At 64.5% G+C, this 18,669-nt stretch carries 15 protein-coding genes and 1 pseudogene; 13 read left to right on the forward strand and 3 right to left on the reverse strand.

The window, feature by feature from the left end; all coding sequences use genetic code 11:
* Positions 1 to 140 precede the first annotated feature (140 nt).
* Positions 141 to 1,205, reverse strand: a complete 1,065-nt coding sequence (queG, locus tag ACODS9_RS25700) for a tRNA epoxyqueuosine(34) reductase QueG (protein WP_217867370.1) — start codon at positions 1,203 to 1,205, stop codon at positions 141 to 143.
* A 64-nt stretch (positions 1,206 to 1,269) separates the two neighbouring features.
* On the opposite strand from queG, the gene ACODS9_RS25705 reads away from it, so the two are divergent.
* From ACODS9_RS25705 to ACODS9_RS25765, 13 genes and pseudogenes are all read left to right on the forward strand, one after another.
* A complete protein-coding gene (locus tag ACODS9_RS25705) occupies positions 1,270 to 2,121 on the forward strand; it encodes an NAD(P)H-hydrate dehydratase (RefSeq protein WP_489095058.1) in 852 nt (283 codons plus the stop codon).
* Positions 2,109 to 2,582, forward strand: a complete 474-nt coding sequence (tsaE, locus tag ACODS9_RS25710; RefSeq protein ID WP_046853996.1) for a tRNA (adenosine(37)-N6)-threonylcarbamoyltransferase complex ATPase subunit type 1 TsaE — start codon at positions 2,109 to 2,111, stop codon at positions 2,580 to 2,582. The genes ACODS9_RS25705 and tsaE overlap by 13 nt, the downstream gene beginning before the upstream one ends.
* Entirely contained in the window at positions 2,583 to 4,025 is a 1,443-nt protein-coding gene (locus ACODS9_RS25715) for an N-acetylmuramoyl-L-alanine amidase (RefSeq protein ID WP_489095059.1), read from the forward strand.
* Positions 4,022 to 5,920 carry a DNA mismatch repair endonuclease MutL gene (mutL, locus tag ACODS9_RS25720; RefSeq protein WP_489095060.1) on the forward strand — a complete coding sequence of 633 codons (1,899 nt, stop codon included), beginning with the start codon at positions 4,022 to 4,024 and terminating at the stop codon, positions 5,918 to 5,920. The genes ACODS9_RS25715 and mutL overlap by 4 nt, the downstream gene beginning before the upstream one ends.
* A gap of 1 nt (position 5,921) precedes the next feature.
* The gene (gene miaA / locus ACODS9_RS25725; protein ID WP_489095061.1) at positions 5,922 to 6,893 is read left to right on the forward strand and encodes a tRNA (adenosine(37)-N6)-dimethylallyltransferase MiaA; all 972 of its coding nucleotides are present in this window, start codon (positions 5,922 to 5,924) and stop codon (positions 6,891 to 6,893) included.
* A 94-nt stretch (positions 6,894 to 6,987) separates the two neighbouring features.
* Positions 6,988 to 7,248, forward strand: a complete 261-nt coding sequence (gene hfq, locus ACODS9_RS25730; protein WP_023629894.1) for an RNA chaperone Hfq — start codon at positions 6,988 to 6,990, stop codon at positions 7,246 to 7,248.
* Between the two features lie 18 nt (positions 7,249 to 7,266).
* Positions 7,267 to 8,568 carry a ribosome rescue GTPase HflX gene (gene hflX / locus ACODS9_RS25735; protein WP_023629895.1) on the forward strand — a complete coding sequence of 434 codons (1,302 nt, stop codon included), beginning with the start codon at positions 7,267 to 7,269 and terminating at the stop codon, positions 8,566 to 8,568.
* A gap of 96 nt (positions 8,569 to 8,664) precedes the next feature.
* Positions 8,665 to 9,849, forward strand: a complete 1,185-nt coding sequence (gene hflK, locus ACODS9_RS25740; protein WP_046853999.1) for an FtsH protease activity modulator HflK — start codon at positions 8,665 to 8,667, stop codon at positions 9,847 to 9,849.
* Positions 9,849 to 10,718, forward strand: a complete 870-nt coding sequence (hflC, locus tag ACODS9_RS25745; protein ID WP_023629896.1) for a protease modulator HflC — start codon at positions 9,849 to 9,851, stop codon at positions 10,716 to 10,718. Before hflK ends, hflC begins: the two co-directional genes overlap by 1 nt.
* 293 nt (positions 10,719 to 11,011) lie before the next feature.
* Complete coding sequence (locus tag ACODS9_RS25750; protein WP_489095062.1) at positions 11,012 to 12,199, forward strand: ATP phosphoribosyltransferase regulatory subunit; 1,188 nt, start codon at positions 11,012 to 11,014, stop codon at positions 12,197 to 12,199.
* 55 nt (positions 12,200 to 12,254) lie between these two features.
* Positions 12,255 to 13,547 carry an adenylosuccinate synthase gene (locus ACODS9_RS25755; RefSeq protein WP_028688256.1) on the forward strand — a complete coding sequence of 431 codons (1,293 nt, stop codon included), beginning with the start codon at positions 12,255 to 12,257 and terminating at the stop codon, positions 13,545 to 13,547.
* A gap of 1,058 nt (positions 13,548 to 14,605) precedes the next feature.
* Positions 14,606 to 14,818, forward strand: a pseudogene (locus ACODS9_RS25760) (methyl-accepting chemotaxis protein); the annotation flags it as partial.
* A 201-nt stretch (positions 14,819 to 15,019) separates the two neighbouring features.
* Positions 15,020 to 15,724, forward strand: a complete 705-nt coding sequence (locus ACODS9_RS25765) for a methyl-accepting chemotaxis protein (RefSeq protein WP_371920599.1) — start codon at positions 15,020 to 15,022, stop codon at positions 15,722 to 15,724.
* Between the two features lie 143 nt (positions 15,725 to 15,867).
* On the opposite strand, the gene ACODS9_RS25770 is transcribed toward ACODS9_RS25765, so the two are convergent.
* A complete protein-coding gene (locus ACODS9_RS25770) occupies positions 15,868 to 17,433 on the reverse strand; it encodes an ABC transporter permease (protein WP_489095063.1) in 1,566 nt (521 codons plus the stop codon).
* Positions 17,433 to 18,446, reverse strand: a complete 1,014-nt coding sequence (locus ACODS9_RS25775) for an extracellular solute-binding protein (protein WP_023629373.1) — start codon at positions 18,444 to 18,446, stop codon at positions 17,433 to 17,435. Before ACODS9_RS25775 ends, ACODS9_RS25770 begins: the two co-directional genes overlap by 1 nt.
* Positions 18,447 to 18,669 lie beyond the last annotated feature (223 nt).

An 18,669-nucleotide genomic window follows, 5' to 3' on the forward strand; every position in this document is an offset into this window, starting at 1 on the left:
CGTTCGGCCTCCTGAAGTCGCGAAGTTACGGGCGGCGCCTGCACTGGCGCAGCTGGCGCTCGCGGGCTATGGGGTTGACCTTTTGATCGCCAAAGGCAAAGGCAAAGGCAAAGGCAAAGGCAAAGGCAAAACAGCGAGCTTCAAAGGGCGTTGTGGCGAGCCAGGGCCCATTCCACGTGTTCGCGTACCAGCTCCGAAGGATCATCCCGCCGCGCATTGAGCGCCTCCAGCACGGGGATGGTCGACGGTGCGTTGCCAAGCCCCACCGCGAGGTTGCGCAGGAAGCGTTCATACCCCGCCCGGCGCAATGGCGAGCCTTCGGTGCAGCCGAGAAAGCGCTTTTCGTCCCACAGGAACAGTTCGGCCAGTTCGATATTGTCCAGCCCCCGGCGGGGCATGAAGTCGTCTTCGGTCGTGGTCTTGGCGAAACGGTTCCACGGGCAGACAATCTGGCAATCGTCGCAACCAAACACCCGGTTACCGATCAATGAACGCAGTTCCAGTGGAATGGCCCCGCGCAATTCGATGGTCAGGTACGAGATGCAGCGCCGGGCATCGAGCTGATAGGGCCCGACGAACGCCTGGGTCGGGCAGATGTCCAGGCAGGCCTGGCAACGCCCGCAATGATCGCTGCCCTGCACGCCGTCGATCGGCAGCGGCAAGTCGACGAACAACTCGGCGAGGAAGAAATAGCTGCCCGCCTTGCGGTTGAGCAGCAGGGTGTTCTTGCCGATCCAGCCAAGGCCAGCCTCCTGGGCCAGGGCTTTCTCCAGCACCGGGGCGCTGTCGACGAAGGCGCGGTAGCCGAACGGGCCGATGGCTTCCTGGATGCGGTCGGCGAAGTGCTGCACACGCTTGCGCACCAGCTTGTGGTAGTCGCGGCCCAGGGCGTAGCGCGAGATGTAGGCTTTTTCCGGCTCTGCCAGGCGCTTGGCCATCTGCGTGTCGCCGGGCAGGTAGTCCATGCGCATCGAGATCACCCGCAACGTGCCGGGTATCAGCTCGGCCGGGCGCGAGCGCTTGTTGCCATGCTCGCCCATGTACTCCATCTCGCCATTGTGGCCGGCGGCCAGCCAACGCTGCAGGTGCTGCTCGTGCTCGCCAAGGTCGACACCGGCGATGCCGACATGGGCAAAACCGAGTTCGCGGCCCCAATCCTTGATTGATTGGGCCAGTGTGGCGATGTCTGGAAGGTCGGCGGACATGGATGAACAAGCATTACAAGCGGAGGTGCGTATAATTCTGCCAGACATCGGAGCCTTTGACCCCATGCCTCAGACCAAACACCCCCCATTACCGCTCAGCAGCCTGACCTTGGCCAGGTTGCCGCCACGTGCCGCTGATGCCCACAAGGGCGATTTCGGCCATGTGCTGGTGGTCGGCGGCGACCTCGGCACGGGCGGCGCAGTCATGCTCAGTGGCGAGGCGGCGTTGCGTTGCGGCGCCGGCCTGGTCAGCGTGGCCACCCGCCCCGAGCACGTAGCTGCGGGGCTGACACGCCTGCCCGAGACCATGTGGCTGGGCGTGAGCTCGGCCAACCAGCTGATGGCGCTGCTCGAGCGTGCCACGGTGCTGGTGGTCGGCCCTGGCCTCGGCCAGGCCGGGTGGGGGCGCAGCCTGTTGTCGGCGGTGGCCAATGCCCACCGGCCACAGGTGTGGGACGCCGATGCGCTCAACTTGCTGGCGCACACGCCACTGGCACTGCCCAGCGGCAGCATCCTCACCCCGCACCCCGGAGAGGCCGCGCGCCTGCTGGGGATTTCCACCGAGGCGGTGCAGGCCGACCGGCCGGGTGCGGCGCGCAAGCTGGCGCGTCGCTACGCCAGCGTCTGTGTGCTCAAGGGCGCCGGCACGTTGGTGGCCGACCCTGCCGGGCAGTTGGCGTTTTGCGGCCGTGGGCACCCAGCCATGGCCGGTGCCGGATTGGGCGATGTGTTGACAGGCGTGCTGGCAGCCTTGCTGGCCCAGGGGCTGGACGCCTGGCAGGCCGCATGCCTGGGGGTGTGGCTGCATGCGTGCGCCGGCGAGCGGTTGGGTGTCAAAGGTAGAGGGCTGGCGGCCAGTGATCTGGTGCCGGTCATAAGAGCGTTATTGGAGGAGCATTCAGCGTGTCAGGCATAACCCTGTTTCTGGGCGACGAGGACGCCACCGTCGCCTTTGGCGCGAAACTGGCCGAAGTGACCAAAGGTCATGGTGTGATTTTTCTCGAGGGCGACCTGGGGGCCGGCAAAACCACCCTTTCCCGCGGGCTGATCCGGGGCCTGGGTCATACCGGCCCGGTGAAAAGTCCGACATTTACCGTGGTTGAACCCTACGAGATTGGTGAGATTCGCGCCTTCCACTTCGACCTCTATCGTCTGGTCGACCCGGAAGAGCTTGAATTCATGGGCATTCGCGATTATTTCGAGGGTGATGCATTGTGCCTGTTCGAATGGCCCGATAAAGGTGCGGGCGTTTTGCCAAAGCCCGACCTGACCATTACCATAAGCCCGCAAGCGGGCGGACGTTCGCTGAACCTGTCGCCGCAGGGGGCACGCGGCGAAGCCTGGTGTGCCGTTCTGGCCAAAGAATTCATACAGTAAGTGGGGAAAGGTATGCGCATACGCGCACTGGTCGCTGTCGTTGGGCTGCTGCTGACCGCGGTGACCGTTGACGCTCTGGCCGTCACTCAAGTCAAGAGCATGCGCCTGTGGCGCGCTCCGGACAACACGCGGCTGGTCTTCGACCTGTCCGGGCCTGTGCAGCACAGCGTCTTCACCCTGAGCGCTCCCGATCGCCTGGTGATCGATATCAACGGTGCCACCCTGGGGGCGCCGCTGAACGTCTCCACCTCGAACACGCCGATCACCAGCGTGCGTTCGGCCCAGCGCACGCCCACCGACCTGCGCGTTGTGGTCGACCTGAAGAAAGCCGTGTCGCCGAAGAGCTTCACCCTGGCCCCGAACGCCCAGTACGGCAACCGCCTGGTGGTCGACCTGTACGACCAGGAAGCCGACGCCATCGCCGCCAGCAACCCGACCCCGCCGCCGACACCGCAGCCACCGGCCACCACGCCGGCGGTGCCCGTCACCCCGGCGCAGCCGGCGATCAAGCTGCCGCCGGCGCCGAGTGGCAAGCGTGACATCGTGGTCGCCATCGACGCCGGCCACGGCGGCGAAGACCCGGGCGCGTCCGGCTCGCGTGGCCAGCACGAGAAAGACATCGTGCTGGATATCGCCAAGGAACTGCAGCGCCAGATCAACTCCGAGAAGGGCTACCGCGCCGAGCTGACCCGCACCGGCGACTACTTCATCCCGCTGCGCAAGCGCACCGAGATCGCCCGCAAGAAGGGCGCCGACCTGTTCGTCTCGATCCACGCCGACGCCGCGCCGTCCAAGGCTGCCTTCGGCGCCTCGGTGTTCGCCCTGTCCGACCGCGGTGCCACCTCCGAGACCGCCCGCTGGCTGGCCGACACGGAAAACCGCTCCGACCTGATCGGCGGTGCCGGCAACGTCAGCCTCGACGACAAGGACCGCATGCTGGCCGGCGTGCTGCTCGACTTGTCGATGACCGCCACCCTCAGTTCCAGCCTTAACGTCGGGCAGAAGGTACTGGGCAACATGGGCCGGGTCACGCCGCTGCACAAGCAGCGGGTTGAGCAGGCCGGGTTCATGGTGTTGAAGTCGCCGGACATCCCGTCGATCCTCGTTGAAACCGGGTTCATCTCCAATGCCAACGAGGCGGCCAAGCTGGCTACCCGCAGCCATCAGCAGGCCTTGGCGCGTTCGATCCATACCGGTGTGCGTCAGTTCTTCCAGCAGAACCCGCCGCCGGGCACCTACATTGCCTGGCTGCGTGACAGCGGCAAGATCGCCCAGGGACCGCGTGAGCACACCGTGCGACCTGGCGAGACCCTGGCGATGATCGCCGTGCGCTACCAGGTGAGTGTTGCCGCCCTGCGCAGCAGCAACAGCCTGAAAAGCGATGAGTTGAAAGTCGGCCAGCACCTCGACATTCCGACCACCGCCCTGGCGTCCCAGCGATGAGTGGCGGCTCGCGCATCCAGCTGCTCAGCCCGCGGCTGGCCAACCAGATCGCCGCCGGCGAGGTAGTTGAACGCCCTGCGTCGGTAGCCAAGGAACTGCTGGAGAACAGCCTCGACTCCGGTGCCCGGCGTATCGAAGTCGAGGTCGAACAGGGCGGTGTGAAGTTGCTGCGGGTGCGTGACAACGGCGGTGGTATTGCCCCCGATGACCTGCCGCTGGCCCTGGCGCGTCACGCCACCAGCAAGATTCGTGAGCTGGAAGACCTCGAAGGCGTGCTCAGCCTGGGGTTTCGCGGCGAGGCGCTGGCATCGATCAGCTCGGTCGCCCGCCTGACCCTCACCTCGCGTACTGCCGAGGCCAGCGAGGCCTGGCAGGTGGAGACCGAGGGGCGCGACATGCTCCCGCGGGTACAGCCGGCGGCTCATCCGGTCGGCACCTCGGTCGAAGTGCGTGACCTGTTCTTCAATACCCCGGCCCGACGCAAGTTCCTCAAGGCCGAAAAGACCGAATTCGATCACCTGCAGGAAGTGATCCGGCGTCTGGCGCTGGCGCGTTTCGACGTGGGCTTTCACCTGCGGCACAACGGCAAGACCATCTTCAGCCTGCACGAGGCCGCCGACGAGATGGCGCGGGCGCGGCGCGTCGGCACCATCTGCGGCCCGGGCTTCCTCGAGCAGGCGCTGCCGATCGATGTCGAGCGCAACGGCCTGCGCCTGTGGGGTTGGGTCGGCTTGCCGACGTTCTCGCGCAGCCAGGCCGACCTGCAGTACTTCTTCGTCAATGGCCGCGCGGTGCGCGACAAGCTGGTCGCCCATGCGGTGCGCCAGGCTTATCGGGATGTGCTGTTCAATGGTCGGCACCCGACCTTCGTGCTGTTCCTCGAGTGCGACCCGACCGGCGTGGACGTCAACGTCCACCCGACCAAGCACGAAGTGCGCTTCCGTGAAGGGCGCATGGTCCATGACTTCCTCTACGGCACCTTGCACCGTGCCCTGGCCGATGTGCGCCCGGAAGACCAGCTTGCGGCGCCGGCGGCCACCGACGAACTGGTCCGCCCCAGTGGCTTGCAGGCCGGCGAGTTCGGCCCCCAAGGCGAAATGCGCCTGGCCTCGCCAGTGCTCGAGCAGCCTCAGGGCGAGCAGCGGGGCTTCGCTTCGAGCGGTTCGGGAGCAGGCTATCAGTACCAGTACACGCCCAGGCCCTCCCAGCCGCTGAATGCCGGCGAGGCCCAGGCGGCCTACCGCGAGTTCTACGCCCCCCTGGACAATGCCGCCGCCGCGCCGAGCGCGTTGCCGGAAAGCCAGGGCGACATTCCACCGCTGGGCTACGCGCTGGCGCAGCTCAAGGGGATCTATATCCTTGCCGAGAACGCCGTCGGCCTGGTGCTGGTGGATATGCATGCCGCCCATGAGCGGATCATGTACGAGCGTCTGAAAGTGGCCATGGCCAGCGAAGGTTTGAGCGGCCAGCCATTGCTGGTGCCCGAGTCGCTGGCGTTGAGCCAGCGCGAAGCCGACTGCGCCGAGGAGCATGCCCAGTGGTTCCAGCGCCTGGGCTTCGAACTGCAGCGCCTGGGCCCGGAAACCCTGGCGATCCGCCAGATCCCGGCCTTGCTCAAGCAGGCCGAGGCCAATCGCCTGGTGCAGGATGTGCTGGCCGACCTCATGGAGTACGGCACCAGTGACCGTATCCAGGCGCACCTCAACGAGCTGCTGGGGACCATGGCCTGCCATGGCGCGGTGCGGGCCAACCGGCGCCTGGCCATCCCCGAGATGAACGCCTTGCTGCGCGACATGGAGAACACCGAGCGCAGCGGCCAGTGCAACCACGGCCGACCGACTTGGACCCAGATGGGCCTGGACGATCTGGACAAGCTGTTCCTGCGGGGCCGATGACATGAGTGCCAGACCTCCGGCGATTTTCCTCATGGGCCCGACCGCGGCCGGCAAGACCGATCTGGCGATCGAGCTGACCAGCAAGCTGCCCTGCGAGCTGATCAGCGTCGACTCGGCGCTGGTCTATCGCGGCATGGACATCGGTACCGCCAAGCCCTCCAAGGAAGTGCTGGCCGCCCATCCGCACCGCCTGATCGACATTCTCGACCCCGCCGAAAGCTACTCGGCCAAGCGTTTCTGCACCGATGCTCTCCAAGCCATGGCCGAGATCACCGCGCGCGGCAAGATCCCGCTGCTGGTCGGCGGCACCATGCTCTACTACAAGGCACTGGTCGATGGCCTGGCGGACATGCCACCAGCCGATGCCACGGTGCGCGCCGAGCTTGAGGCACAGGCGCAGGCCCTCGGCCTGGTCGAATTGCACCGGCAACTGGCCGAAGTCGATCCGGAGTCGGCGGCGCGTATTCATCCGAATGACCCGCAGCGGCTGATCCGTGCGCTTGAAGTGTACAAAGTGAGCGGCGAGAGCATGACCGCCCACCGTCAGCGTCAATACGCGCAAAGTAGCGGCGCAGACGCAGGCGCGGGCGAGCATTTGCCCTATACTGTCGCCAGCCTGGCGATAGCGCCTACAGATCGTCACATTTTGCATCAGCGAATTGCGTTACGATTTTCACAGATGCTGGAACAGGGCTTTGTCGACGAGGTCCGAACGCTGCGGGCCAGAAGTGACTTGCACGCCGAGCTGCCGTCTATAAGGGCAGTGGGGTATCGGCAGGTCTGGGACTACCTCGACGGCAAGCTGACTGAGAATGAGATGCGTGAACGCGGTATCATTGCCACGCGTCAGCTGGCCAAGCGGCAATTCACCTGGTTGCGCGGCTGGTCCGACGTCCACTGGCTGGATAGCCTGGCCTGCGACAATCTGTCCCGCACCTTGAAATACCTGGGGACCGTCTCCATATTGAGCTGAGTCCCTGCCAGTTGCCGTCTATTCTTGCGAAGGGGCGGCATAATTTATCGATTTTCTTGATTTTCTATTATTGATCCTTACAGGAGTGCGGCATATGTCAAAAGGGCATTCGCTACAAGACCCTTACTTGAACACCTTGAGAAAAGAAAAAGTCCCGGTTTCGATCTATCTGGTCAACGGGATCAAGCTGCAGGGCCAGATCGAATCCTTCGACCAGTTCGTCGTGCTGCTGAAAAACACCGTCAGCCAGATGGTCTACAAGCACGCCATTTCGACCGTCGTCCCCGCACGCCCGGTTCGTCTGCCAAGCCCGACCGATGGTGAGCACGGCGACAGCGAGCCAGGCAACGCTTGAAAAAAGTAGGAGCCTGCATTGTTCTTTGAGCGCCACGGTGGTGGTGAGCGAGCGTTGCTCGTTCACTTGGAAGGTCAGAACCCTGAGGCGCGCGAAGACCCGCAGGAGTTTCAGGAGCTGGCGCTGTCGGCCGGAGCCGATATCGTTTCGCTGGTGACAGTGGCGCGGCATCAGCCCACCGCCAAGTTTCTGATCGGCAGTGGCAAGGTCGAGGAGTTGCGCGACCTGGTCCATTCGGCCGAAGCCGACCTTGTGATTTTCAATCACACCCTCACGCCCAGCCAGGAACGCAACCTCGAGCGCGTCTTCGAGTGTCGCGTGCTGGATCGTACCGGGCTGATTCTCGATATCTTCGCCCAGCGGGCGCGTACTCACGAAGGCAAGCTGCAGGTCGAACTGGCCCAGCTCGAGCACATGAGCACGCGACTGGTACGCGGTTGGACCCACCTTGAGCGGCAAAAAGGCGGTATCGGCCTGCGTGGTCCGGGTGAAACCCAGCTCGAAACCGACCGCCGCCTGCTGCGGGTGCGCCTGCGCCAGATCAAGGCACGCCTGGAGAAGGTGCGCAGCCAGCGCGAGCAGGCCCGTCGTGGGCGCAAGCGCGCCGACATTCCTTCGGTGTCGCTGGTGGGTTATACCAACGCCGGTAAATCGACCCTGTTCAACGCACTCACGCAATCCGATGTGTATGCCGCGGACCAGCTGTTCGCCACCCTCGACCCGACCTTGCGCCGGCTCGAGCTGGCCGACCTGGGGCCGATCGTGCTGGCCGACACCGTAGGTTTCATCCGCCACCTGCCGCACAAGCTGGTCGAGGCATTTCGGGCTACGCTCGAAGAGTCGAGCAACTCCGACCTGCTGCTGCACGTGATCGATGCCCATGAGCCCGAGCGAATGGAGCAGATTGAACAGGTACTGGCGGTGCTGGGCGAGATCGGTGCCGAGAGCTTGCCGATCCTCGAGGTCTATAACAAACTCGACCTGCTCGAAGATGTCGAGCCGCAGATCCAGCGCGATGCCGATGGCAAGCCGCAGCGGGTCTGGGTATCGGCACGCGATGGACGAGGCCTGGAGTTGGTTGGCCAGGCGATTGCCGAGTTGCTGGGGGACGACCTGTATGTCGGAACCCTGTGCCTGGAGCAACGGTTTGCCCGCCTGCGCGCGCAATTCTTTGCCCTGGGTGCCGTGCAGAGTGAAGAGCATGATGAAGAAGGGCGCAGCCTGCTGAGCGTGCGACTGCCCAGGGTCGAGCTGAATCGCCTGGTCAGCCGCGAAGGCATGGAGCCGCAAGTGTTTGTCGAGCAACACACTTTGCAATAAATGCCCGTCGAGGTCGCCGGGCAGCCGTGACAGGCATTCTGTAGCATTGGACGGCGCGCCGTGGGCGCGTCTTTGCTTTATCAGATGGAGAGCGCTATGGCTTGGAACGAGCCGGGTGGCAACTCGAACAATCAGGATCCCTGGGGCGGCCGCCGTAATGGTGGCGGCGGTGGTGGCGACAAGAAAGGTCCACCGGATCTGGACGAGGCCTTCCGCAAGCTGCAGGACAGCCTGAACGGCATGTTCGGCAGTGGCAAGAAACGTGGCGGCGGCGGTGACCGCAATATCGGCAAGGGTGGCGGCTACGGCCTGCTGGGCATCGGCCTGGCGGCTCTGGCGGCAATCTGGCTGTACAACGCCGTCTATGTCGTGGACGAGCAGGAGCAGGCCGTGGTGCTGCGCTTCGGCAAGTACTACGAGACCGTTGGTCCCGGCCTGAATATCTATTTCCCGCCGATCGACCGCAAGTACATGGAAAACGTGACTCGCGAGCGGGCCTACACCAAGCAGGGGCAGATGCTCACCGAAGACGAGAACATCGTCGAAGTACCACTGACCGTGCAGTACCGCATCAGCAACCTGCAGGACTTCGTGCTCAACGTCGACCAGCCGGAAGTCAGCCTGCAGCATGCGACCGACAGCGCCCTGCGCCACGTGGTGGGTTCCACCTCGATGGACCAGGTGCTGACCGAAGGCCGCGAGCAGATGGCCGTGGACATCCGCGAGCGTCTGCAGCGCTTCCTCGACACCTACCGTACCGGTATCACCGTCACCCAGGTCAACGTACAGAGCGCGGCAGCCCCGCGTGAAGTGCAGGAAGCCTTCGACGACGTGATCCGTGCCCGTGAGGACGAGCAGCGTGCGCGCAACCAGGCCGAGTCCTACGCCAACGGCGTGGTGCCGGAGGCCCGTGGCCAGGCGCAGCGCATCATCGAGGACGCCAACGGCTACCGCGATGAAGTCATCGCCCGCGCCAAGGGTGAGGCCGATCGCTTCACCAAGCTGGTCGCCGAGTACCGCAAGGCGCCGGAGGTCACGCGTCAGCGTCTGTATCTGGACACCATGCAGGAGGTCTACAGCAACTCCAGCAAGGTCCTGGTCACGGCCAAGGACGGGCAGAACAACCTGCTCTACCTGCCGCTGGACAAGATGGTCGAAGGCAGCCGTGGCAACAGTGCAGCGCCGGCCAGCAGCGTATCGCCGTCGGTCAATGACGCCGCCGCGCGTGCCGCGCAGGACCTGCAACCACAACCGCCGCTGCGTTCCAGGGAGAGCCGCTGATGAGCAATAAGTCACTGTTCGCCCTGATCGGCGCCGTGGTGCTGGCGATCGCCGCCTGGAACTGCTTCTACATCGTTTCGCAGACTGAACGCGCGGTATTGCTGCAGTTCGGCCGCGTGGTCAAGGCCGATGTCCAGCCTGGCCTGCACGTGAAGGTGCCGTACGTGAACCAGGTGCGCAAGTTCGACGCCCGCCTGATGACCCTCGACGCACCGACCCAGCGTTTCCTGACGCTGGAGAAGAAAGCGGTGATGGTCGATGCCTACGCCAAATGGCGGGTCAAGGACGCCGAGCGCTTCTATACCGCAACTTCGGGTATGAAGCAGATCGCCGACGAGCGCCTGTCGCGTCGTCTGGAAAGCGGCCTGCGTGACCAGTTTGGTAAACGCACCCTGCACGAAGTGGTTTCCGGTGAGCGTGATGCGCTGATGGCGGATATCACCGCCTCGCTGAACCGCATGGCCAGCAAGGAGCTGGGTATCGAAGTGGTCGACGTTCGCGTCAAGGCCATCGACCTGCCCAAGGAAGTCAACCGCAGCGTGTTCGACCGTATGAGCACCGAGCGCGAGCGTGAAGCCCGCGAGCACCGCGCCAAGGGTAACGAGCTGGCCGAAGGTATTCGTGCCGACGCCGACCGTCAGCGCCGCGTGCTGCTGGCTGAAGCGTACCGCGAAGCGGAAGAGACCCGCGGTGATGGCGATGCCCAGGCAGCTGCCATCTATGCCAAGGCCTACACGCAGGACGCCGATTTCTACGCGTTCTACCGTAGCCTCAAGGCTTACCGCGAAAGCTTCTCCAGCAAGAGCGATGTGCTGGTCCTGGATTCGAAGAACGAGTTCTTCCGTTTCCTGGACAAGAGCAAGCCCTGATCGTGCTCTCATGAGGGATTCGCCCCGCCGGGCAGCTAAAATGCCTGGCGGGGTGCATCCTGAATGAAAAGGGGTGTATGATGAGTCAGCCGGGAAATTCCCGGCTTTTTTGCGTCTGCAAGGTTGATTGGCAAACGGCCAGTTGACGGTTTGGTCAGGTCGCAAGGCAATTCGAGGGTATTGGCTACGGTGGTTGCGCTGGGATCGGTGCTGCCCGCTGTTGTGCGTCAATGCCTGCTTTACTCACGGCTCGCCAGCTGGCAGGCCGCCCGGACCAGAGGGGAAATGGCGTAATGGCAACGGTAGACCGCTGGCTACTGCCAGATGGCATCGAGGAAGTACTGCCACCTGAGGCGGCGCGCATCGAGATCGCGCGTCGTCAGGTGTTGGACCTGTTCCAGAGTTGGGGTTACGAACTGGTCGTCACCCCGCATATCGAGTACCTGGAGTCGCTGCTCACCGGCGCCGGCCAGGACCTGGACCAGCGTACCTTCAAGGTCGTCGACCCGCAGTCCGGCCGCCTGATGGGCTTCCGTGCCGACTTCACGCCGCAGGTGGCGCGCATCGACGCCCACACCCTGCGCCGTGAAGGCCCGAGCCGCCTGTGCTATGCCGGCAGCGTGCTGCATGCGCAGCCGCGTGCCCTGTCGACCTCGCGCAGCCCGATCCAGCTGGGCGCCGAGTTGTACGGCGACGCCAGCCCTACCAGCGATGTCGAAGTCATCAGCCTGATGCTCGCCACGCTGCAACTGACCGATGTCGCCGATGTGCACATGGACCTTGGCCATGTCGGTATCTACCGTGGTCTGGCCCGTGCCGCCAACCTGTCCGGCGCGGTCGAGCAGCAGCTGTTCGATGCCCTGCAGCGCAAGGCTGTCGATGAAGTGCAGGCGCTGACCGCAGACTTGCCGAAGGACCTCGGCAACATGCTGCGCGCCCTGTGCGAGCTGTGCGGTGGTCGTGAAGTGCTGGCCGAGGCCCGTGTGCGCCTGGGCCGTGCTCCGGCCAGCGTGCTGGCGGCGCTGGACGACCTGTTGGCGATCGCCGATCGCCTGGCTTCGCGCTACCCGGACCTGCCGCTGTACTTCGACCTCGGCGAACTGCGCGGCTACCACTATCACACCGGCGTGGTGTTCGCCGTGTTCGTGCCTGGCGAAGGTCAATCGATCGCCCAGGGCGGCCGTTATGACGACATCGGCGCTGATTTTGGCCGGGCACGCCCGGCCACCGGATTCTCCACGGATTTGAAGACCCTGGTCACACTGGGGCGAGCGGAGGTCGTATTGCCTGCTGGCGGCATCTGGATGCCCGACAGCAGCGATGCGGCCCTCTGGCAGATGGTCTGCCAGTTGCGCAACGAGGGCCAGCGAGTGGTCCAGGCTTTGCCTGGCCAGCCGCTGAGTGCTGCCCTCAAGGCGGATTGTGATCGGCAATTGATTCAGCAAGACGGGCGCTGGCAGGTTCTGCCGCTGACCCATTGAGATTCTTCGCCGGCAATGGGCCGGCACCAAGTTTGCGTGAATGAGGACAAATGTAATGGGTAAGAATGTCGTCGTCCTGGGCACCCAGTGGGGTGATGAGGGCAAAGGCAAGATCGTCGATCTGCTGACCGAACATGCTGCCGCCGTCGTGCGCTACCAAGGTGGCCACAACGCGGGCCACACCCTGGTGATCAACGGTGAGAAGACTGTTCTGCACCTGATTCCGTCCGGCATCCTGCGTGAAGGCGTGCAATGCCTGATCGGCAACGGCGTGGTCGTTGCCCCGGATGCCCTGATGCGTGAAATCACCAAGCTGGAAGAGAAGGGCGTACCGGTGCGCGAGCGCCTGCGCATTTCCCCGGCGGCTCCGCTGATCCTGTCGTACCACGTGGCCCTCGACCAGGCCCGTGAAAAAGCCCGCGGCGAAGCCAAGATCGGCACCACCGGTCGTGGTATCGGCCCAGCCTACGAAGACAAGGTGGCCCGTCGCGGCCTGCGCGTCGGCGACCTGTTCCACCGCGAGCGCTTCGCCGCCAAGCTCGGTGAGCTGCTGGATTACCACAACTTCCAGCTGGTGAACTACTACAAAGAGCCGGCCATCGACTTCCAGCAGACCCTGGACGAGTGCATGGCCTACGCCGAGCAGCTCAAGCCGATGATGCTCGACGTCACCGCCGAGCTGCACAACCTGCGCCGCGCCGGCAAGGACATCATGTTCGAAGGCGCCCAGGGCTCGCTGCTGGACATTGACCACGGCACCTACCCGTACGTCACCAGCTCCAACACCACCGCCGGCGGCATCTCCACCGGTTCCGGCGTTGGCCCGATGTACCTGGACTACATCCTGGGCATCACCAAGGCCTACACCACCCGCGTTGGTTCCGGTCCGTTCCCGACCGAGCTGTTCGACGAAACCGGCGCCACCCTGGCCAAGCGTGGCCACGAGTTCGGCTCCACCACCGGCCGTGCCCGTCGTTGTGGCTGGTTCGATGCCGTGATCCTGCGTCGCGCCATCGACGTCAACAGCATCTCGGGCATCTGCCTGACCAAGCTGGACGTGCTGGACGGCCTGGAAACCATCAACATCTGCGTTGGCTACAAGAACGAGAACGGTGCCGTCATCGACGCGCCTTCCGATGCCGACAGCTACATCGGCCTGGAGCCGGTGTACGAAGAGATGCCAGGCTGGAGCGAGTCGACCCTGGGCGTTAAAACCCTGGAAGAGCTGCCGCAGGCCGCGCGCAACTACATCAAGCGCATCGAGGAACTGGTCGGCGCGCCGATCGACATCATCTCGACTGGCCCGGACCGCAACGAGACCATCGTGCTGCGTCATCCGTTCGCCTGATCAGCTACTCGCTAGCTGACTGAACGCCGCGCCCCCGCAAGGAGGCGCGGCGTTTTCATATGGGGTACGAAGTAGCGGCGGGCTTGCCCCGCGCATGGCATCGGCGCAGGCAATTTCGCTGCCATGGATAATCGCCTCATATCTTTGGCATTTATACCTGCTGTCTCAGGCACAACCCTTGCTGTAAGAAGTTTCTGTAGATGCCATCAAAGTAATGGCGCCAGAAACACGAGGGTTACAACGTGTCTGCCATCCTTTCACTGTTACGAAGCCGCCTCTTGCGGCCTGTGTTTGTTGCGCTTGGTATCGCTCTTCTGGTGCAGGTGCTGGTTGCCGTTGCACTGACGCGGAGCACGGTCACCGCCCTAGAGGCCGATTTGGGGGCGCGCCTGGGCAATGACAGCCAGAAACTGGCTGCCGAACTGGAGCAGGCCGGGGAGGATGTCCGGGCTGGGCTCGACAGCCTTTCCGTCAGTACGCGCCAGCGCTTGAGTGCGGGCCTGTCCAGCCGTCTGCAGGATGAGCAGCAGCAGTTGCGCGCAACGCTGGAGGAAAATCTCAGGGACTCGGCCCATGAAATGGCCGATCTGTTGGCCTCGGTCGCACCACGGGCGATCTGGGACAACGACGTGCCGATGCTCTCGGACTTCGCTCGCCGTGCCCAGCGCAATCCCAACGTGTTGTTCGTGATCTACGACGATGCTCAGGGCCAGCACCTGACCCGCTACCTCAACCGGCAGAACCCGATCAACCAGGCATTGATGGAAAAGGGCCAGGGTGAACGGGCGCTGGACAAGGTGCTGGATGCCGCGCGCAAGGATCCGTCGGTGTACTTCGTCGAAGCGTCGATCAACCCCAATGGCGCAGAGATCGGCAAGGTGTTGATGGGCGTGTCCACCGCGGGCATCGACCAGGAGCTCAAGGCTCTGGATCAGCGTTTCGCGGCCTTGATCGCCAGTGGCGAGCAACTGGTCGGGGATAGCCTGGTGGCCGCCGCTGCCGACAGTGGCAAGGCCTTGCGTGCGCGCCTGGAGACAGCCCAGCACAGCGCCACGGCGATGCAGGCCAATACCGCGCAGACCGTGCGTGATGCCGCCGCCGAGCTGCGCTGGCGCATCGGCCTGGGTCTGGTGCTGGTCGGTCTGGGTGTGCTGCTGGTGGTGGCCGTGGTGCTCGGGCGTCGCGTCCTCAGCAAGCTTGGCCTGCTGATCGCCGCGTTGAACGACCTGGCCGCCGGCGAAGGTGACCTGACCAAGCGCGTCAAGCTCGACAGCCGTGACGAGATCGGCGACATGGCCTCGGCGGTCAACCGCTTCGTCGACAAGCTGCAGCCCATCGTCCGCGAGGCCGGCGAAGTGGCGCAGCGTACTGGCGTGGAGATCGACAGCATGGCCCAGCGCAACGCCGGGGCCGATGCCGCCGCCGCGTTGCAGCGCGACGAAGTGGCTGCCAGCCTGCGCGACCTGTCGAGCATGGCTGACGAGGCCCAGGCCGAGAGCCATGCCATGCAGGCGGCATTGCAGCAGGTGGTGGACATTCGCCAGGCGACCGACGAGAACAGCCGTGCTTCGACGCAGCTGGCGCGTTTGATCGAGAACCTGGCCGGCGAAGTGCAGACCGGCTCCCAAGTGATCGAGCGGCTGGCCAAGCAGAGCGAGCAGATCGAGGTGGTGCTGACGGTGATCCATGGCATTGCCGAACAGACCAACCTGCTGGCGCTCAACGCCGCCATCGAAGCCGCGCGGGCCGGAGAGACCGGGCGCGGTTTCGCCGTGGTGGCCGATGAGGTACGTGCCTTGGCGAGCAAGACGCAGAGCTCGACCGGGGATATCCAGTCGCATATCGCTGCGCTGCAGCAAGGCGCCAAGGAGGCGGTGGCGACCATCAGCCAGGCCGGGCGCCAGGCCAGTGAGGGCTTGCTGGTGTTGCGCGACAATGAGCGGCGCCAGCAATCGGTGCAGGCTGCTGTCGAGCAGGTGCATGCGGCGATCGGCCTGGCCACGCGAGCGGCCGAGCAGCAGGCCAGCGGCGCGCAAGCCGTGCGTGGGCGAGTCGAAACCATCCATGCCCAGGCCGAGCGTTCGGCCGAGGTGGTGATGCAGACCACCGCCAGCAGCAAGGTACTGGATGACCTGGCGGCGCAGTTGCGGGCCAGCTTGGGCCAGTTCAGGGCCTGAGGAAAGGTGGGGGCTCATCGCCGGCAAGCCGGCTCCCACAATTACAGTGCGGGCTTGAGAGCGACGCGGTAGGGGTGGGAGCCGGCTTGTCGTGGCGACGAACCGCGGCAAAAGGGGCGCAACGCGCCCCCAAGAGGAGGCTGTCACGCCTTGTTCAGGTACATCCTGGTAGTCAGCAGATACACCGGCAATCCCGAAACCACGATCAGCAATGCCGCATAAGGCGCCGCCGCCGCGAACTCGACATTGGCGGTATGCGCCCACACCTCGGTGGCCAAGGTGGTCATCCCGGTCGGGCTGAGCAGCAGGGTGGCGGTCAGTTCCTTCATTGCATCCAGGAACACCAGGGCGAACGCCGCCGCCATTGCCGGGAAGATGATCGGCAAGGTAACCCGGCAGAAGGCTGCAAAGCTGCTGGCGCCCAAGGTGCGCGCCGCCTCTTCCAGGGTTGGCGAGGCCTTGTTCAGTGCGGTGCGCACCGGCGACTGCGCCAACGGCAGGAACAGCAGGGAATAGGCCAGGATCAGCAGCGCCGTGGTCTGGTACAGCGCCGGTACATAGTGCAGGGCAAAGAACACCAGGGTCAGCGCGATCACCAGCCCGGGCAGGGCGTGCAGCAGATACGGCAACCGCTCGGCCCAGATCGCCAGACGCCCCTTGTAGCGCACCACGAGGAAGCTGATTGGCAGGGCCAGTAGCACGCAGAAGCCGGCGCCACCCAATGACACCGACAGCGAGGTGCCCAGGGCCTTGCCGATGGCCGCGACCGGGAAGGCCGCCGATGAGCCCACGCTCAGCCAGTAGCCGAGCATGGCCAGTGGAATGCCACTGCCCAGCACCGCCAGCGCCAGGCAGAACAGCTGCCCCAGTGGCATCCAGCCGCGTAGTCGCAAGGGTTGGGCGCGGCGCGCCACGCCCTGGCCAATGCGTACATGACGCGCTTTGCCACGCACCCGCAGTTCCAGCCACAGCATCGCCAGGCACAGCACCAGCAGCACCGCCGAAAGCATTGCGGCGTTGGCGTTGCTGAATTCCAGCTCGAACTGCTGGTAGATCGCCGTGGTGAAGGTCTGCAGGCCAAGGATCGACAGGGCGCCGAACTCCACCAGCATGTGCAGGGCGATCAGCAGCCCGCCGCCGAGCATCGACGGCCACAGCAACGGCAGGGTGATCTTGCGGAACACACCCCAGCGGCTGCAGCCCAGAGTGCGCGCCGACTCCTCCAGCGCGGTATCCAGGTTGCGCAGGGTGGCGGCCACCGGCAGGAACACCAGTGGGTACTTCGACAGCGCCATCACCAGGATCGCCCCGCCCAGTCCTTCGAAGTCCGAGCTCAGCGACACCCAGGTGAAGCTGCTGACAAACGATGGCACGGCGAATGGCAGGCACAGCACCACGCCCCACAGGCGTCGGCCCGGCAGATCGCTGCGCTCCAGCAGCCAGGCCAGGGCCACGCCCACCACCAGGCACAGCGCGGTGACGCCGACCATCAGCAGCAGGGTGTTGCGCAGCAAGCCCCACACGAACGGACGCCATAGCAGGCGCAGGGCTTCATGCCAACCGGCATCCCAGGCCTTGAGCCCGACGTACAGCAATGGCAGCAGGCTCATGGCCACCAGGAACAGCACGGGCAGCACCACCCAGATGGACGGGCGCTTGCGCTTGGGGACGAAACGCGCCAAGGCGGGCGAGGGCAGGGCGGCAGTCATCAGAGCAGGCCAACCTCACGTTCCAGCTCGATGGCTTCCTCGGCATTGCCAAGGTCGGCCGGCGAGATCTTCGGCGGGCGCAGCTCATCGAACGGCTTCAGGCCACGGTCGGAGACCATGCCTTTATGCAGCGGGTATTCGGCGGTGGTCTGGGTGATCACGCGCTGGCCTTCTTCGCTGGCCATCCAGTTGAGCAGGGCCTGGGCCTCTTTCGGATGCTTGCTGGCCTTGACCGCGGCAGCACCGGAGATGGTCACCAGGTTGCCGGCGTCGCCGTCGGCCAGGTAGTACAGCTTGGAGTCGAGCTTGCCGCGCTCGCGCTCCAGGGCGTACCAGTAGTAGTTGTTCACCAGCACGGCGGCGACTTCGCCCTTCTCCACGGCCTTCAGCGCGACCATGTTGTTGGTGTAGGTCTTGCCGAAGGCTTTCAGGCCGGTCAGCCATTCTTCGGTGGCTTCGCGCCCGTGCATCTTGAGGATGGCCACCGCCTGCTCCTGGAAGGCGCCGCTGGTGGGCACGTAGCCGACACGGCCGTCCCACTCGGGGCCGGCGAAATCCATCACCGTGGTCGGCAGGTCCTTCTCATCGATCTTCTTCGGGTTGTAGACCACCACGCGGGTGCGCGCGGTGACGCCCATCCAGGTGCCGTTGGCACCTACGTACTCCTTGGGCAGCATGTTCAGGGTGGCGTCGTCGATCTTCGCCAGAAGGCCCAGTTCGCCCAGGTTGTTCAGCGGTGGCGACTCTTCGGTATAGATGATGTCGGCCGGCGAGCGCTCGCCTTCCTCGATGATCTGGCTGGCCAGCTGGTTGCTGCTGCCCTTGCGAATATTGATATGAATACCGGTCTTGGCCTCGTAGGCCTTGGCGATGGCTTCACCGATTTCCTTGTGCTGGCCGTTGTACATCGTCAACGTTACCGGTTCGTCTGCCAGGGCGGCCGGAGCGCCGATCACCAGGCTCAGAACTGCGGCGGCCAGGGTGCGCATCAGCGGTTGCGGGCGGATCGTCATGCGGGTATTTCCTCGCTTACGGCTACATATTTGGAAACAATGGTAAACGAAATTGTTTCTCAAATGGGCGCATGACGGGAAATTCATGGGTAGACGAAGGAGGGGCTGCCCGGCGACATGAAATCGCAGGCAAGAAAAAACCCACTAGCAAGCTAGTGGGTTTTTGTATGGTGCCCAGGAGAAGACTCGAACTTCCACGACCGTTAAGTCACTGATACCTGAA

The organism is Pseudomonas sp. FG36 (genome assembly GCF_057809275.1).

Excerpts from the sequence above, each read along its gene's own strand:
- queG (WP_217867370.1), bottom strand. The coding sequence starts at position 1,205 with ATGTCCGCCGACCTTCCAGACATCGCCACACTGGCCCAATCAATCAAG.
- ACODS9_RS25705 (WP_489095058.1), top strand. The coding sequence starts at position 1,270 with ATGCCTCAGACCAAACACCCCCCATTACCGCTCAGCAGCCTGACCTTG.
- mutL (WP_489095060.1), top strand. The coding sequence starts at position 4,022 with ATGAGTGGCGGCTCGCGCATCCAGCTGCTCAGCCCGCGGCTGGCCAAC.
- miaA (WP_489095061.1), top strand. The coding sequence starts at position 5,922 with ATGAGTGCCAGACCTCCGGCGATTTTCCTCATGGGCCCGACCGCGGCC.
- hfq (WP_023629894.1), top strand. The coding sequence starts at position 6,988 with ATGTCAAAAGGGCATTCGCTACAAGACCCTTACTTGAACACCTTGAGA.
- hflK (WP_046853999.1), top strand. The coding sequence starts at position 8,665 with ATGGCTTGGAACGAGCCGGGTGGCAACTCGAACAATCAGGATCCCTGG.
- hflC (WP_023629896.1), top strand. The coding sequence starts at position 9,849 with ATGAGCAATAAGTCACTGTTCGCCCTGATCGGCGCCGTGGTGCTGGCG.
- ACODS9_RS25750 (WP_489095062.1), top strand. The coding sequence starts at position 11,012 with ATGGCAACGGTAGACCGCTGGCTACTGCCAGATGGCATCGAGGAAGTA.
- ACODS9_RS25755 (WP_028688256.1), top strand. The coding sequence starts at position 12,255 with ATGGGTAAGAATGTCGTCGTCCTGGGCACCCAGTGGGGTGATGAGGGC.
- ACODS9_RS25765 (WP_371920599.1), top strand. The coding sequence starts at position 15,020 with ATGGCTGACGAGGCCCAGGCCGAGAGCCATGCCATGCAGGCGGCATTG.
- ACODS9_RS25770 (WP_489095063.1), bottom strand. The coding sequence starts at position 17,433 with ATGACTGCCGCCCTGCCCTCGCCCGCCTTGGCGCGTTTCGTCCCCAAG.
- ACODS9_RS25775 (WP_023629373.1), bottom strand. The coding sequence starts at position 18,446 with ATGACGATCCGCCCGCAACCGCTGATGCGCACCCTGGCCGCCGCAGTT.